We start from the raw sequence: 16,325 nt of genomic DNA on the forward strand, positions 1-16,325 counted from the left end.
TTAATTAGTCACCATAACTTGATTATGAAAATGTAAAAATTCACCATTTAATGAGTATTGTTTTGCTTCTTTAACTTTAACATCAACAAGTTGACCAATGGCTTCACGTGGTCCTTTAAAGTTAACTAATTTATTTTTTTCAGTATAACCTGCTAGAACTGTTTCATCTTTTTTACTTGTTCCTTCACATAAAACAGTAACAACTTGTCCTTCATAATGTTGCATTGCTTTTTCTGAATATTGACCAACTTTTTTATTTAAACGTTGCAAGCGATCTTTTTTCACTTCAGTTGGAACATTATCTTTCATTTTAGCAGCAGGCGTACCATCTCTTTGTGAATACAAATACGTATAAGCATGTTCAAATTGAACTTCATCGTATAATGAAAGTGTTTCTTCAAATTGTTCTTCTGTTTCGTTAGGATATCCTACTATTATGTCAGTAGTAAGGGCGACATTAGGAATAGCTTCTTTAATTCTATCAACTAAATCCAAGTAACTTTCACGTGAATATTTACGTCCCATTATTTTTAATACAGCATTATTTCCAGATTGCACAGGTAAATGAATGTGAGGAACGATATTTCCACCTTTTGCAATCACTTCAATCATTCTATCTGTAAAATCCCAAGGATGACTCGTTGTAAAACGTACACGTGGAATGTCAATTTTAGAAATATCCTCTAATAAATCACCTAGACCATAATCTAAATCTTTAATATCTTTTCCATATGAATTAACGTTTTGTCCTAGAAGCGTAATTTCCTTATAACCTTCACGAGCGAGACATCGAACTTCTTCAATGATATCTTGTGGTCTACGACTGCGTTCTTTTCCTCGTGTAAAAGGTACAATACAATATGTACAGAATTTATCACATCCATACATAATATTAACCCATGCTTTTGTACTTCCTTCACGCACTTTAGGTAGGTTTTCAATAACGTCGCCTTCTTTAGACCAAACCTCAACGACCATGGCTTTTGATAAATATGCTTCTTCTAAAATTTCAGGTAATTTATGGATATTATGTGTTCCAAAAATCATATCCACATTTTGATATGATTTTAAGATTTTATTTACAACAGATTCTTCTTGTGACATACAACCGCATACACCAATTAATGTTTCAGGTCTATTTTTCTTTAAATGTTTTAAATTACCTATTTCACTAAATACTTTATTTTCAGCATTTTCACGAATAGCACATGTATTAATTAATATAACATCCGCTTCATTAATATCATCAGTTGCTTGATAGTCTAAAGCTTGCAAAATTCCTGCCATTACTTCAGTATCATGTGCATTCATTTGACAACCATATGTTTTAATTAAAAATGTTCGTCCTTTCCCCATACCTTTATATTTATCTTCAATATGAAAATCTCGATTATATTGAACATCTTGTTTACCACGCTTTTTTGCTTCTTTAAGATTAGGTGGTTGATAAACATGTTCGAAATATTTACTATAGTCTTTTTCTGCTTTTTTATTACGTTCGTTTAAAATATCTATCGTACCAGCTTTTCTTTGCTCTTCATTCACTTTACAAAAATCCTTTCTATATGCCCTAATATCATTAGTACATTATATTAAAATTAGCATTAAAGTGCAAAAAGAGTTTACAAATTAATATATTCTATTATTAAATATTGAATAAAAAAGTGGAATAGATGTCATCTTGAATCTTACTCCACTTTAACTAAACTTCATTTAACTTTAACATATGTTATGCTTCATCATATTTACCAGTTAGAGTTTCAATAGATATCCCTTCTGGCACATGATAAAACTTCACTTGGCTAATAATACTAGGACATTCTAATTCAACCATTCTTTCATTCAATTTTTGAATTAAAATTAAGCATTCACTCATATCACCTTGGACAGTCGTTTCAAGAGGACCTACTCTGTAATGTAGCCCCGACTGATCGATAATTTTAATAGCTTCATCTACATAAGGAATAACATCATCATTATTAGGTGTTTTAGGAACTATTTGTACACTCATTAACGTATCTTGCATAAATTTCACCTCTATGATTTATTTATAATTTTATTTTATCATGATTATCTTTATAAATCTGAGTTATTCTATATTTTCTATTGCAGATTTTATGGCTTTTGCAAAGTCGTACATTAATTTATCCCAATTTGACTGATTTTCTCTACTTTTTCGATTTATTTTATTATTTTTGAAAAAAGCCTTACGTAATGAGGTAGTTAACTCAATTTGTACACCTCTACCTCTAGTTGTACAATTAACAATATTATTATCCTGTTGACCTGAAATATGGCTTGGTGCTTCTTTTGCTTTTATACCAATATGATTTAATTGTTCTTTGATGAGTGATTTTAGACGTTCATCTTTTCCACCAACATAAGCAATGCTCTCGTTCCCTTCACAACCATGAATAGCAATAGCTTGGTTACTTTCAGTTACCAGATTCATTGCATCTTTATTATCATAACGTGTAGAAGTTACGTGCAATTCTTTATTTCCTTTACTACGTAAACCTTCGAAAATAAAGTAATTATATCCTCCTTCATCAGCAATTATACTTGCTAATTCAGTTGTAGCAGGTTCAATGCCTCCACCATGAATTGCTAATATTGAAACACTACTATTTCGATTTCTAGTTATTATTTTCCAGTCTTCATTTTCTATCGTTTCTTTTTCCAATTCTTGCATTGATTTAAATTTGTCCAACATCCCCACTCCTTTTATTTACTATATTATTTTCTTCCCTAATAAAAATAAATAAATGAAGTTTAACAAGATTTTTATAAATTTAAACTTAAATTAAAAGACATTCTTGAAGTCATATGATACTTTCAAGAATGCCTTTAAAAAAATTATACAAATTGAGCAGTTAAGTCATTAAACTCTTGTTCAGAAAGACGGATATCTCTTTTAGTTAATGCACTTTCATCTAATTCTTCAATTTGTGATTCATATGAAGGTGTTGTTGTGTCTTGATATACAATACCTTTAACTAGTGATTCATGTTCTAATACAGTTTTCATCGCTAATTGTTTATCTGTTGGATCATAATTTTCAATATCTTCTATACTAGTTAAGTGTTCTTTAAACCAATCATACGTATTCACTTTATTATATGTTACACATGGAGAAAACACATTTACAAATGAAAAACCATCATGATTAATTGCATCTTCAATTAATTTCGTCAATGCTTTAATATCACTTGAAAAACCTTGTGCTACAAATGTAGCACCTGATGATAGTGCTAATTCTAATGGCGCAACATTTTTTTCTATATTTCCTTTAGGTGTTGATTTAGTTACAAATCCAACAGCAGAAGATGGGGACGTTTGACCTTTAGTTAGGCCATAAATTTGGTTATCCATAACAATATAAGTAATATTCATATTGCGACGTAATGCATGAATTGTATGACCCATGCCAATCGCATAACCATCTCCGTCGCCACCTGAAGCAATGACTGTTAAGTCTTTATTAGCCATTTTCACTCCCTGTGCAAGAGGTAATGCACGACCATGAATACCATGTACCCCATAAGAGTTAATATAACCTGATAAACGACCTGAACAACCTATTCCAGTAATTAATGCCACTTCTTCAGGTTCTAAACCTAAATTTGCTGCCGCTTTTTGGATTGCAGCTTGTACTGAAAAGTCTCCACACCCTGGGCACCAGTTTGGCTTCACACTGTTTCTAAAATCTTTAAATGTAGCCAATTACATCATCTCCTTCATATCTTTAGCTACTGAAAGTCCTTTTTCTTCTATTTCATGTGGTAAAAAAGGTGTACCATCATATTTAGTTTGATTAACTAATTTGTCTTGAATGGCAGTATTCATTTTTAAGATATTTGATAATTGGCCTTGATAGTTATGCTCAGCTACTATGACGCTTGAAGCTTTATCAATAGCTTGTTGAATAATATCTTTTGGTAATGGGTGAAGTTGGCGAATTTGCATCGTATTAACTTTAATACCATTATTATTTAATCGTTTACTTCCTTCTTCAATTGCACCTTTACTTGAAATAAATCCGATATATAAAATATCTGCTTTCTCATGTTTCTCATCATAATCAACAGGTGTTTCAATAAGTAAGTTCGCAGTTTTACTCATACGTTTTTCCATTTGTTCACGTCTGTTGTCAGCAGCTTCACTTGGCTTACCTTCTTGATTATGTTCAACACCAGTAACATGGTGAATACCACCTTTAACACCAGGGATTGGACGTTGTGAAATTCCAGATGTTGTAAGTGCATAACGTTTAAAGTATGATCTATCATCTTCATCACGTTCAATATCTGATTGAATAAGCTCTCCACGTTTAATTTGAATTCTATTGTAATCGAGTTGTTTTACTGTTTGTTTACCTAATGACAATTGCAAATCGCTTAATACGATAACCGGACATTGATATTCTTCAGCTAAATTAAAAGCTTCCATAGTTAAATAAAAAGCATCTTCAGCATCAGTTGGTGCTACTACTATCTTAGGAATATCTCCATGTGTTCCATATATCATTTGCATTAAATCTGACTGTTCTTGTTTTGTAGGTAATCCAGTTGAAGGGCCTCCACGTTGCGTATTAACAATAACTAGTGGTGTTTCAGTCATACCTGATAAACCAATGGCTTCCATCATTAAAGATAAACCTGGTCCCGCACTCGCAGTAAATGCTCTAACTCCTGCATAGTTCGCACCAATTGCCATATTCGCTGCAGCAATTTCATCTTCAGTTTGTACTACAGTTCCTCCTACTTTTGGAACATTTGCAATCATATACTCCATAATTTCTGAAGCGGGCGTAATTGGATAAGCTGCCATAAATCTTGAACCAGCCGAAATCGCGCCTAATCCAATTGCATCGTTACCAATCATGTATAAATGTGGTGTACCCTCACTATCTTCTAGTAAATAATCACCATTTACTGTATCTAATTTATCCTTCATCAACTCATAACCCTGATGAAGCGCTTCTATATTCATTTCAACAACTTTTTGACCTTTTTTAGTAAACATATTTGTAATTAACGTTTCGAAAGTTGTTGTATCTAATTTCATTACTGCGCAAGTTGCACCAATCGCTACCATATTTTTCATCAGTGCAGTACCTAATTCTTTAGCTGTTAATGTTAACGGTAATTCAATCAGTTGAGCGCGACAATGTTCTGGTTTAGAAGGTTTAGCTTTAGCATCTGCAATAATAATACTATCTTCTCTCATTTCATGATGATTTAATTCAATTGTCTCTTGATCAAATGCAACTAAAATATCTAAATCATCACTAATTGCATGAACTGGAGAAGTTGAGACTCTTATTTTATTATTTGTATGACCGCCTTTAATTCGGCTTGAGAAATGTCGATATCCATATAAATAATAACCTTTTCGATTCATTGCAGTAGCAAATATTTCTCCAGTTGACTCAATACCTTCACCTTGTTGTCCGCCCACTTTCCATGATATTTGTGGTTTCATATCATTAGCCTCCTGTGGAATTAATTCATACTAAATCATAACAAAAATAACCACCGTCTTACTATGTCAACAGTGGCTTTTATTTAAATTCATACTAATGGACTATACACTATTTATCAAAAGGATGATCCTCATTGATTAAAATGCGTTCTATGAGTTTGGTTCTTCCATTTTTATCTAAATCTATAATAACACCTGAAAGTACACTTCTACCATTATCAGGCACTACATGTCGTTGTGGCAAACTTGTAATAAAACGCTTAATAACTTCCTCGCGATTAATCCCTAGTATTCCATCATAATAACCAGTCATACCTACATCTGTAATATAGCCTGTACCATTGGGCAAAATACGCTCATCAGATGTTTGAATATGAGTATGTGTGCCTACAACAGCGCTGACTCTTCCATCTAAATACCAACCCATTGCATTTTTCTCTGAAGTAGTTTCTGCATGAAAATCTACAAAAATATAATTAGTTTCTTTTTTAGCTTCTTCAATCAATTGATCTGCTTTTTTAAATGGATCATCAATATCTTGCATAAATGAGCGTCCTTGCAAGTTAATGATGGCAACTTTAATATCATTAACCTGAATAAAACGCATACCAACACCTGGCGCTTCACTCGGAAAATTAGCAGGTCTTATCATTCTTTTAGCATCATCAATAAAGTCATAAATTTCTCTTTGACCATAAGTATGATTACCCATTGTCATAAAATCCACGCCATCTCTAAGCAATTGTTTATATAATTTTTCAGTTAAACCTTTTCCATGAGCAGCATTTTCTGCATTAACAATGCTCAACGTAGGCTTATAAGCTTGCTTTAATTTAGGCAAATATTCAGCAATGGTATTTCTCCCTACTTTTCCTACGATATCTCCAATAAATAAAATTCGCATTAATGTTCATCCTCTCACAATATAGTGTAATTGAAATAACTATATAATTAAAGGTAGAGTTTCATATTTTTTAAAATTACACAGTCTTAACTTTAGCATGCATACAGCATATGTTATTATAATATTATAAAAATTTAGGAGTTGTATAATTAAATGTCTATTAATATCGATCCAGAAAAATTTGCAGAACTAGTTGTAAAAGCAAACCCATCAAAATCAGAAGATGCAGAAGATATGGCCAAAGAAAGCTTAGAATTATATATTAACGCATACCGTTTAGCAGAAAGATATTCTAATATTGCTACAAATTGTTATGATACAGCTGAAATTCTTTCTGAAATCAAAAAAACTGATTTACAACTTAAATAATGAAAAACCTGAGACATTTTAAACATGTCTCAGGTTTTTTAGTACTCAGTGAGTCCCTATTTAATTTTAAAAATTACTTCGCATACTCTACTGCTCTAGTCTCTCTAACAACTGTCACTTTAATATGTCCTGGATATTGTAATTCTTCTTCAATTTGATTTTTTATATCTCTAGCTAATCGGTAAGATTTTAAATCATCTATTTCTTCAGGAGAAACAATAACTCTAATCTCTCTACCAGCTTGAATTGCGAACGCTTTTTCAACACCTTCATAACTTTCTGAAAGAGTTTCTAAGCGTTCTAATCTACGAATATAATTTTCAAGTGTTTCTTTACGTGCTCCTGGACGCGCGGCCGATAATGCATCTGCAGCAGCTACTAGAATTGAAATTATAGATGTTGGTTCAACATCTCCATGATGTGAATGAATCGCATTAATAACAGTTTCAACTTCACCGTATTTTTTAGCTAATTCAACACCAATTTCAACATGGCTACCTTCAACTTCATGATCAATTGCTTTACCTACATCATGTAGTAATCCAGCTCTTTTTGCTAAACTAACATCCTCGCCTAATTCAGCAGCTAACATTCCAGAAAGATGTGCGACTTCCATAGAATGTTTTAAGACATTTTGGCCGTAACTTGTTCTATAGTTTAAACGGCCTAAAATTTTCACTAAATCTGGATGCATATTGTGAACATTGATTTCAAATGTTGCTTGTTCACCTGCATCTCTAATGATGTCATCTACTTCTTTTCTAGCTTTATCTACCATTTCTTCGATACGACCTGGATGAATTCTTCCATCAGAGACCAAATTCACTAATGCAGTCCTAGCGATTTCACGTCTAATTGGATCAAATCCAGATAAAATCACTGCTTCAGGAGTATCATCAATAATCAAGTCGATACCTGTTAACGTTTCTAAAGTACGAATATTTCTACCTTCTCTACCAATAATTCGACCTTTCATCTCATCATTTGGTAAATTAACTACTGAAACAGTAGATTCCGTTGTATGATCAGCAGCTAATCTTTGTACAGTAGTAGCTAACAATTCTTTTGCTGTTTTGTTAACTTTTTCTTTTGCTTCTCTTTCTTTTTCCTTAACAAGCACTGCAATATCTTGTGACAGTTCTTCTTCCACTCTATGAAGTTGTTCATTAACTGCTTCCTCTTGAGTGAGACCGGAGATGCGTTCTAATTCTTGTTCATGCTTCATTATTAACGTCTGAACACTACTCTCTTTTGCATCTACTTGTTGTTGTCTTTCTTCAATTTTGGATTCTTTTTGATCTAAAATCTCATCTTTTTTATCCAATAATTCTGATTTACGATCTAAATTTTCCTCTTTTTGAAGATTTCGGGCTTCTTGTCTTTGAAGCTCACTACGTCTTTCACGTAGCTCTGTTTCAACTTGTTCTCTAATGATTTGATTTTCTTCTTTTGCCTCTAATAATTTCTCTTTTTTGATATTATCTGCTTCTTTTTGTCCTTGTTTGATAATATCATTAGCAGTTTGTCTAGCTTGAATTTGCTTTTGATGTAATATATTTCGGGCTAAAAAATACCCTACAACAACCCCTAGAATAATCCCCAGCAAAATGAGTAGGAGGTCTAATAAATTCACATAAACACCTCCTTTTTCTAGGTATTTGCTTGTATATTAAAATCTCTATGATTTTTTATAAATTGTATAAATAATATACATATTAATTGTACGTTTATGTACTCAGTAGTGTCAAGATATGAAATTTCACTTCAATTTCACTACACATACTTATAAAAGAAAGAGAGTGACATTGAATTCATTTCGAACTCATCATTCACTCTCACACAAAATAATTTTAATATTTTTAAGTATATTCTAGTTAAAGCATTAAAAATTTAACATTATTCTTCATCGAATAATGTTTGTGATGATTTATCTTCATTTTCTTCAACATCACCATCGAAAATGCCTAATTTTTCACGTAATTTGCGATCGATTTCATCTTTAATTTGAGGGTTTTCTTTAAGATATGTTTTAACATTTTCCTTACCTTGACCCATTCTCTCACCATTATATGAGTACCAAGCACCAGATTTATCGACAATATCATTTTCTACACCTAAGTCAATTAATTCGCCCTCTTTTGAAATACCTTGACCATACATGATATCTACTTCAGCAATTCTAAATGGTGGTGCTACTTTATTTTTAACAACTTTAATTTTAGTTCTGTTACCTACAATATCTTGACCTTGTTTTAATTGTTCTGCACGACGCACTTCTAAACGTACTGAGCTATAGAATTTTAATGCTCTACCACCTGGTGTAGTTTCTGGATTACCAAACATTACTCCAACTTTTTCACGAATTTGGTTAATAAATATAGCTGTAGTATTTGATTTTGAAATTGCACCTGAAAGTTTACGCAAAGCCTGAGACATTAAACGTGCTTGAAGACCAACATGTGTATCTCCCATTTCACCTTCAATTTCAGCTTTAGGAGTCAAAGCAGCAACTGAGTCTACAACAACAATGTCAACTGCTCCACTTCTTACGAAAGCTTCTGCTATTTCTAAACCTTGTTCACCATGGTCGGGTTGAGAAAGATATAAATTATCTATATCAACACCTAATGCTTCAGCATATACTGGATCAAGTGCATGTTCAGCATCGATAAACGCAGCAACGCCTCCATTTTTTTGTACTTCAGCAATGGCATGAAGTGCTACTGTTGTTTTACCGGAACTTTCAGGACCATATATTTCAATAATTCTTCCTTTAGGATAACCACCTACACCTAGTGCATTATCTAAAGTAACTGAACCACTTGATACACTAGATACACGACGACCTTTATTATCGCCTAATTTCATTACTGCACCCTTACCAAAGGATTTTTCCATATTTTTTATAACTGTATCTAAAGCTTTTTGACGATCATTATCCAAAGCGAAACCTCCTATATGAGATAGTTATCTATTTAATATTATATATATATTATACTCTTAACCATATTCAAACACAAGTATTTTGCGAATATTTGTTCGTATAAAAAGAGAACAATGAATACAAAATCGAACAAATGTGCCCGAAAATTATAACCATTTTTTAATTTAAGTACATTTTAGTGCCAATTTAATAATCTTATTAATACATAATTTTGACTTCTGTTGGGCAGTATATTTCTTGATTGTGTTATCTTAAATGTAGTCATTTTAAAATCATCTTTTGTATTAATTGCTAGATAAACTTCCTCTTTCTCATGTAATATTGCTATACCCATTTCAGTTTTATATAAATCTTTTACATATGAAGAGGCGTCTCTTAATTGCATTTCAATACTTGAATGATGATTTAAAAATATATCATTATCTGGTAATATTCCTTTTAATATATTTTGTTTATCAAAGCGTTTTAAACGAGTATAAATCGCTCCATCCGTTACCCCGTCATATATACTTACTGTAGAATTCATTTGTTCCATTACAGATTGTTCTAACAATGTGTCATCTGAACCATAATAAAATTGACCAATTCGTTCTAGTATTTCTTCTTTTATAGGTTGAATCAATGTTTTACATTCACTTTGTGTAGAAGCATTTGCTGTTAATCTAATATATACTTCATGTTTCCCTGCTAACGGAGCTATCGTAGGATTAGTTTGTTTTTCAATTAAATCCATAAGTTCTGTTTCAACTTTCGATTCTCCAATTCCTGCAAATCTCAGTTGCTCTGAAAAAATAGTATTGTCATTATCTATAAGTAATGGAAGCAACTCATTTTTAGCCATAGGTTGCATTTCACTCGGAGGACCAGGTAACAGAATTACTTTTTTATTATCCATTTCAATAAACATACCTGGAGCCATACCATAATGATTTTTTAATACTTTCGCTCCCTCTACTACAAGTGCTTGTTGTTTATTATTAGGTGTCATTTCTTGCCCTTGTTCTTTGAAAAAATCTTCAATATAATTTAATGCTTCTTCATTAGTCACTAAGTTTTTATTTAATACTTTTGCTACTGTCTGTTTAGTTAAATCGTCTTTAGTTGGGCCCAATCCACCAGTGAGCACTAATGTGTCAAATCTTTTTAGTCCTTCTCTAATAATAAATTCTAAACGATCAGGATTATCACCGATAACTGTATGTTCAACTATATTCTTTCCAATTTGATTGAAAAGTTTTGATAAATATTGGCCATTTGTATTTGCTATTTGACCTAATAATAATTCTGAACCTACTGCTATGATAGATATATTCATATGTCCCTCTCCCTTATATAGTCTTAATTCATATTTTATACTTAATCTATTATATAATCTAAAAAATAACTCAAAAAAATGAGAGTCATTTTATGCGACTCTCATTACATTTCACTTTATTTGATTATACTTTTATTGCTTAAACACATCTCTACCTTTATAGAAATATTCAATTCCTGATAATATTGTAAAGAATACGCCAATGTATAATAATACTTGTCCTAATTGGAATCCAATCCAGTTTGAGAATAAATCACCAAGTAAAATCCAAATAATTGCTACCATTGTAACAGCTGTTTTAATTTTACCTAATTGGCCTGCTGCGCTCACAAATCCTTGTTCAATTTGAAGTAAACGTAAACCTGTAACCGCAAACTCACGAGCAATGATAATAATTGCTACAACTGAATTAGTTAGCCCTAATTGAACCATAACAATAAGAGCACTAGAAACTAATAATTTATCCGCTAATGGATCTAAAAACTTACCCATATTTGTTACAAGTTGCCATTTTCTTGCTAAATAACCATCTAAAAAATCACTTAAAGAAGCTACAATAAAAATAATAGCAGCAATAAGTTGCTCTATTCTTATGTCATATCCACCTAATACAGATACACTTCCAAAACCAAAGTTTACTAGAGCAAATAATATAAATACTGGAATCAAAATCACTCTAAAAACTGTAATCTGGTTAGGTATATTCATTTTAATACCTCATTTCTTAATTTATATGTATATTATATTAATAATACTGCTAATACCCACATAATAAAAGTAATAATTATAACAATACTAATCATAATCAATAATTGAATAGGTTCTTTATTTTTAGTACGATATTCGGGCACTTCGTTGTGTCGATAATGATGTAAAAGTGTATCGAGTTGATTATGTTGATTAGGAATTTCTTCATGATGCACTTTAATGAGTTGATTTACATCCATATTAACTACACTTGCATAACGTCTAATAAAACCTTCAGCGTAATCCACTTTGGCAAGTTGATCAAATTTATTCTCTTCAATATATTTTAACGTTTCTCGCTTTAATTGTGTACGTTGTTCTAATTCTGTTAATGTCATTCCTAATCTTTCTCTTCTACCTTTTAAGGTTTCACCAATTGTTTTCACTTTTGACGCCTCCACCTTCATTACTCAAAAAAACCGAAGCCACCGCCAAACACATCTTCTCCAAAATCTAATGTGTTTTTGCTTTTAATTGCTTGTTGTTTAACTTGTTGTTTCATGTGATCATATTCAATTTTTTGATTCTCATGTTCACGTAGCTCGATAATATAATCAAAATCATCGATGCTATATTGATTTGTTTCTATAAATAAATCTGGATGCTCAACTACTTTTATTGACGGTAAAGTCATCACTTCTTCAACTAACTGTTGATGTTTAGGATTTGTTTCTCTAGCAGTTACCGCACCATCAATAATATAAACATGATTAGCATCATATTCACCTTTTATAAGAGAACTACGAACTGTCTGTTTAATTAATGTTGAACTTATAAATAGCCATCGTTTATGCGCACAGACACTACCTGCGACAATCGATTCTGTTTTTCCAACACGAGGCATCCCTCTAATACCTATTAATTTATGACCATCTTCTTTAAATAATTCTGCTAAAAAGTCGACAAGTAAACCTAAATCTTCACGTTCAAAACGAAATGTTTTTTTGTCACCAGCATCTTGTTCAATATAGCGACCATGACGCACTGCTAAACGATCACGTAACTCTGGAATTCTTAACTTTGTTATTTCTATTTCTTTCAATTCATGAATGATATTTTCAAAACGTGTGACTTTTTCAAGACTATCTGTCTTAATAAGTAATCCACGACGCCCTTGATCAACACCATTTATAGTAATAATACTAATTCCTAACATACCAAGTAAACTCGATACGTCGCCTAAAAGTCCAGCCCGATTAACAATTATCTCGTATTCTAAATACCATTCCTTTTTTTTAGCAACAGTCATCTAACCAACCCCTTGTTTAAATACAATTTGAAATATTCCCCTTATATAATTAAATTTATTATATCATTGATTATAAAAAACGAATCGTCAAATCTGCATTTAAAATTTAGGATACTTTTTAAATATACCAACCACCATTAACCTTTTGGACTGTTCCTGTAATACTCTTAGCATTAGGATGGCATAAATAAGCACACACATGTGCTACTTCTTGTGGAGCTATCATTCTTTGTTGTGGTAGTTCAGATAAGATAACTGCTTTTTCTTCATCACTGAATGCTTTAGCCATACGTCCTGAAACAAAACCAGGTGCTATAGCATTCACAGTGACATTCGTCAATGCTAGCTCTTGACTGAGGGCCTTTACAAATCCAATTTGAGCACTTTTCATTGCTGAATAAATAGTTTCCATACTTGCTCCCGTCTCGCCCCAAATTGATGAGATAACAATAATTCTACCATTTGTACTTTTTCTCAATAGGTCTATGAAATATCGACAGCATCGAATCAACTGTTTGACATGAATATGATAACATTCATCTATCTCTTTATCTTTCATATCTTGTAGCATGCCATATAATGATGTACCACTACTATAAATTAAACAGTCTAACTGTTTTATATGACTAAATATATCATTTAAATCAATATCATGAGTCAAATCCATTTGAATGAATTCTACGGCTTCACCTTTATACTTTTTTTCTAAGGATGAAATATCAGATTGATAATATTGAAGTACTACTTCATATCCCTCTTTTAATAAACGATCTACAATCGCACTACCAATACTACCAGAACCACCAAATACTAATGCCTTCATATTTAATCTATCTCCAAACGGCTATCAACAAGACGATCAATATTTAGATATTGTTTAGCAGTTTCATTAATACTATCTAAAGTAATATTTTCTACAATATCTAACATATCAAATACACTTACACCCTCAAAATACAATTTTGCATATTGATTTGCAATATATTCTGGGGAATTCAAACTAGAGATAAATTCACCAATAAATTGCTTCTTCAATAATTCAAACGCTTCTGAATCTTTTAAGTTTCCTCTATATTTCTTTAATTCAGTAAGTAACCTATCCTTTAATTGATCTGGTTCATGAGTAGCACTTGTAATAATTGAGAAACTATAAGTAGGTTCAAGAACAAATTGATATCCAAATGAATCATCAATTAAATCATCATTAAGAAGAGATTGATAGAAATCTGTTTCTTCACCGAATACGAGTTCAAAAAATAAAGTCATTTCTAAATCTCTTTGAACATATTTCTCAGGTGCTTCATCCAAAGGTTCATTTTTAAACCCTAGCATTAAACGTGGAGACTGTAATTTCATTTTTTCAGATATAAATGATTGAACTACTTCATTTGGTTCTTTTATTGCTCCTCTTTGAATAGAAGGTTGATTTGTTTTATGACGACGATTTTCATGTTCTTCAATAACATTACAAATACGTTTAGGATCCACATCTCCTACGACAAATAATACCATATTGGATGGATGATAAAACGTTTCATAACATAAGTATAAATCATCTTTAGTGATACTATAAATACTCTCAACACTACCTGCAATATCTACTTTAATTGGATGATGATGATACATTGCACGTAATGTATTGAACATAATTTTATATCCTGGTTGTTCTTGATACATTTTAATTTCTTCAGCAATAATTCCTTTTTCTTTGTCTACTGTTTCTTTTGAAAAATAGGGTGTTTCCACCATATCAAGTAAACGTAGAATATTTCGTTCAACTTGATCAGTTGCACTAAACAAATAACTCGTACGATCAAAACTTGTAAATGCATTGACTTGAGCATTATCATTGGCAAATGCAGTAAATAAATCTTCATCATTGTCTTTTTCAAATAACTTATGCTCTAAAAAATGTGCTACTCCATCTGGTACAGTCACATATTGATCTTTATGATGAGGTTTAAATGTATTATCCAACGAACCGAATTGAGTTGTATAGGTCACATATGTTTTTTGAAATCCTTTTTTAGGAATTACAAATAAGCGTAATCCATTATTTAGTTCATGTTTATAGACGCGTTCATCAATCAATTCATAATATTGTTCTTGCACTATGATTGACCTCCCTTCGTTAATACATATATCGTATCTAAATAGGCTTGATTTGCCATTTTAACGACATCTTCTTTAGTCACTTTATTAACTAATTCCATGTATTCTTTATCTGATTGAGGCTGATTTAAAAGTAGTTGATTTTGCATGACTTCAATAATACCTTTAGGTCTATCTGCAATTTCTTGTCGTTGTGAAATGATAATTTTTTTAGCTAATGCTAATTTTTCTTCAGAGAAATCTCCTACTTTAAACTTCTCGAATTCTTCAATAATTGTAGTTTTTGCAATATCGTATTTTTCAACAGATACACCACTTAATACAAATAAATAGCCATTTTTTCCATCTAATTGCGAATGAATAGAATAAGCTAGACTTTGTTTTTCACGTACTTCATTAAATAGTACTGAAGAAGGATCACCGCCAAACATAGTATTTAATACGACAAGTGCATAGTAATCTTCGTTTCCATAATGAGTTGGAAAACGATAACCTAAATTTAATTTAGCTTGGTCAACGGTATCTTTTTCAATGATTGTTTCAGTAGATTGGTCGGTACAGTCAGTATTTACATTATGATTAAAGTCAAACGTCGTTGAGCTAAGACTAAATGAATTTTCTATGAGTGATGTAACTTCTTTTTCATTTACATTTCCCACTACATACACTGAACACATGTCATTATTTATCATAGATTTATATGTATCATACAAACTTTCATTTGTAATACGCGCAATATTTTCTATTTGACCTATAGCTAAATAACGATAAGCTTCATTTTTGAACATATATTTTAATAAATTAATAAATGAATATTGCGCTTTATTGTCAATCATCGCTTCTATTTTTTTATGTAATAATGATTTTTCTTGAGTAACAAATGTAGAGTTGAATGAATTATTCTCAACAAGTGGATTCATGATGACTTCTTTTAATAAATTCAAACCTTTTTCAAATAATGGTGTAGTATCTTTAAGATAATGTTCATTTACAATTTCTAAAGAAATAGTAATGACATGTTTATCTTTAAATTTAGAAACAAAGCTATTAATATAAGCTCCATAAAGCTCTGATAATTGTTTATTAAATGATTTATCTGTTGGCCATTTTTTTGTGGCACGAACCAATACTTTACTTAGTAATGAACGAGCAGTAATTGTTTCGTAATCAAGTGGTGCTATAAATTTAAATGTGATCATCG

The 16,325-nt window shown here is 31.4% G+C and carries 16 protein-coding genes; 1 reads left to right on the top strand and 15 read right to left on the bottom strand.

Features of this window, described 5'->3' with window-relative positions; all coding sequences use genetic code 11:
* From miaB to NSU06_RS07315, 6 genes are all read right to left on the bottom strand, one after another.
* Complete coding sequence (miaB, locus tag NSU06_RS07290) at nucleotides 1-1,545, bottom strand: tRNA (N6-isopentenyl adenosine(37)-C2)-methylthiotransferase MiaB (protein WP_048681039.1); 1,545 nt, start codon at nucleotides 1,543-1,545, stop codon at nucleotides 1-3.
* Between the two features lie 184 nt (nucleotides 1,546-1,729).
* Nucleotides 1,730-2,026, bottom strand: coding sequence for a thiamine-binding protein (locus tag NSU06_RS07295; RefSeq protein WP_002448768.1), 297 nt, complete (start codon nucleotides 2,024-2,026; stop codon nucleotides 1,730-1,732).
* 63 nt (nucleotides 2,027-2,089) lie between these two features.
* Nucleotides 2,090-2,710: a poly-gamma-glutamate hydrolase family protein gene (locus tag NSU06_RS07300; RefSeq protein ID WP_017174628.1), complete on the bottom strand. Its 621-nt coding sequence runs from the start codon at nucleotides 2,708-2,710 to the stop codon at nucleotides 2,090-2,092.
* Nucleotides 2,711-2,856: 146 nt separating this feature from the next.
* Nucleotides 2,857-3,723, bottom strand: coding sequence for a 2-oxoacid:ferredoxin oxidoreductase subunit beta (locus tag NSU06_RS07305; protein ID WP_017174627.1), 867 nt, complete (start codon nucleotides 3,721-3,723; stop codon nucleotides 2,857-2,859).
* Nucleotides 3,724-5,484: a 2-oxoacid:acceptor oxidoreductase subunit alpha gene (locus NSU06_RS07310; protein ID WP_017174626.1), complete on the bottom strand. Its 1,761-nt coding sequence runs from the start codon at nucleotides 5,482-5,484 to the stop codon at nucleotides 3,724-3,726.
* A 109-nt stretch (nucleotides 5,485-5,593) separates the two neighbouring features.
* Nucleotides 5,594-6,388 (bottom strand): TIGR00282 family metallophosphoesterase, encoded by a 795-nt coding sequence (locus tag NSU06_RS07315; protein ID WP_017174625.1) that lies wholly within the window; start codon nucleotides 6,386-6,388, stop codon nucleotides 5,594-5,596.
* 153 nt (nucleotides 6,389-6,541) lie between these two features.
* On the opposite strand from NSU06_RS07315, the gene NSU06_RS07320 reads away from it, so the two are divergent.
* On the top strand, nucleotides 6,542-6,757 hold the full coding sequence (locus tag NSU06_RS07320; protein ID WP_002448781.1) for a hypothetical protein: 216 nt from the start codon (nucleotides 6,542-6,544) through the stop codon (nucleotides 6,755-6,757).
* A 73-nt stretch (nucleotides 6,758-6,830) separates the two neighbouring features.
* Here NSU06_RS07320 and rny read toward each other — a convergent pair whose 3' ends face one another.
* From rny to yfmF, 9 genes are all read right to left on the bottom strand, one after another.
* Nucleotides 6,831-8,390, bottom strand: coding sequence for a ribonuclease Y (gene rny / locus NSU06_RS07325; protein WP_002448856.1), 1,560 nt, complete (start codon nucleotides 8,388-8,390; stop codon nucleotides 6,831-6,833).
* 263 nt (nucleotides 8,391-8,653) lie between these two features.
* Nucleotides 8,654-9,700 (bottom strand): recombinase RecA, encoded by a 1,047-nt coding sequence (recA, locus tag NSU06_RS07330; RefSeq protein ID WP_002448773.1) that lies wholly within the window; start codon nucleotides 9,698-9,700, stop codon nucleotides 8,654-8,656.
* Between the two features lie 176 nt (nucleotides 9,701-9,876).
* Nucleotides 9,877-11,016: a CinA family nicotinamide mononucleotide deamidase-related protein gene (locus NSU06_RS07335; protein WP_019835105.1), complete on the bottom strand. Its 1,140-nt coding sequence runs from the start codon at nucleotides 11,014-11,016 to the stop codon at nucleotides 9,877-9,879.
* A gap of 132 nt (nucleotides 11,017-11,148) precedes the next feature.
* Nucleotides 11,149-11,724: a CDP-diacylglycerol--glycerol-3-phosphate 3-phosphatidyltransferase gene (pgsA, locus tag NSU06_RS07340; RefSeq protein WP_017174623.1), complete on the bottom strand. Its 576-nt coding sequence runs from the start codon at nucleotides 11,722-11,724 to the stop codon at nucleotides 11,149-11,151.
* A gap of 32 nt (nucleotides 11,725-11,756) precedes the next feature.
* On the bottom strand, nucleotides 11,757-12,149 hold the full coding sequence (locus NSU06_RS07345; RefSeq protein ID WP_017174622.1) for a helix-turn-helix domain-containing protein: 393 nt from the start codon (nucleotides 12,147-12,149) through the stop codon (nucleotides 11,757-11,759).
* 20 nt (nucleotides 12,150-12,169) lie between these two features.
* Nucleotides 12,170-13,012: a DUF3388 domain-containing protein gene (locus NSU06_RS07350; RefSeq protein WP_002448864.1), complete on the bottom strand. Its 843-nt coding sequence runs from the start codon at nucleotides 13,010-13,012 to the stop codon at nucleotides 12,170-12,172.
* A gap of 118 nt (nucleotides 13,013-13,130) precedes the next feature.
* On the bottom strand, nucleotides 13,131-13,835 hold the full coding sequence (gene ymfI, locus NSU06_RS07355) for an elongation factor P 5-aminopentanone reductase (protein WP_017174621.1): 705 nt from the start codon (nucleotides 13,833-13,835) through the stop codon (nucleotides 13,131-13,133).
* A gap of 2 nt (nucleotides 13,836-13,837) precedes the next feature.
* Entirely contained in the window at nucleotides 13,838-15,124 is a 1,287-nt protein-coding gene (gene yfmH, locus NSU06_RS07360) for an EF-P 5-aminopentanol modification-associated protein YfmH (protein ID WP_017174620.1), read from the bottom strand.
* A complete protein-coding gene (yfmF, locus tag NSU06_RS07365) occupies nucleotides 15,124-16,323 on the bottom strand; it encodes an EF-P 5-aminopentanol modification-associated protein YfmF (RefSeq protein WP_371089537.1) in 1,200 nt (399 codons plus the stop codon). The genes yfmH and yfmF overlap by 1 nt, the downstream gene beginning before the upstream one ends.
* Nucleotides 16,324-16,325: the final 2 nt, after the last annotated feature.

This window comes from Staphylococcus sp. FSL W8-1270 (assembly GCF_038007165.1).
In the GTDB taxonomy this organism is placed as follows: domain Bacteria; phylum Bacillota; class Bacilli; order Staphylococcales; family Staphylococcaceae; genus Staphylococcus; species Staphylococcus hominis.

Excerpts from the sequence above, each read along its gene's own strand:
- NSU06_RS07295 (WP_002448768.1), bottom strand. The coding sequence starts at position 2,026 with ATGCAAGATACGTTAATGAGTGTACAAATAGTTCCTAAAACACCTAAT.
- NSU06_RS07310 (WP_017174626.1), bottom strand. The coding sequence starts at position 5,484 with ATGAAACCACAAATATCATGGAAAGTGGGCGGACAACAAGGTGAAGGT.
- NSU06_RS07315 (WP_017174625.1), bottom strand. The coding sequence starts at position 6,388 with ATGCGAATTTTATTTATTGGAGATATCGTAGGAAAAGTAGGGAGAAAT.
- NSU06_RS07320 (WP_002448781.1), top strand. The coding sequence starts at position 6,542 with ATGTCTATTAATATCGATCCAGAAAAATTTGCAGAACTAGTTGTAAAA.
- NSU06_RS07335 (WP_019835105.1), bottom strand. The coding sequence starts at position 11,016 with ATGAATATATCTATCATAGCAGTAGGTTCAGAATTATTATTAGGTCAA.
- pgsA (WP_017174623.1), bottom strand. The coding sequence starts at position 11,724 with ATGAATATACCTAACCAGATTACAGTTTTTAGAGTGATTTTGATTCCA.
- NSU06_RS07350 (WP_002448864.1), bottom strand. The coding sequence starts at position 13,012 with ATGACTGTTGCTAAAAAAAAGGAATGGTATTTAGAATACGAGATAATT.
- ymfI (WP_017174621.1), bottom strand. The coding sequence starts at position 13,835 with ATGAAGGCATTAGTATTTGGTGGTTCTGGTAGTATTGGTAGTGCGATT.
- yfmF (WP_371089537.1), bottom strand. The coding sequence starts at position 16,323 with ATGATCACATTTAAATTTATAGCACCACTTGATTACGAAACAATTACT.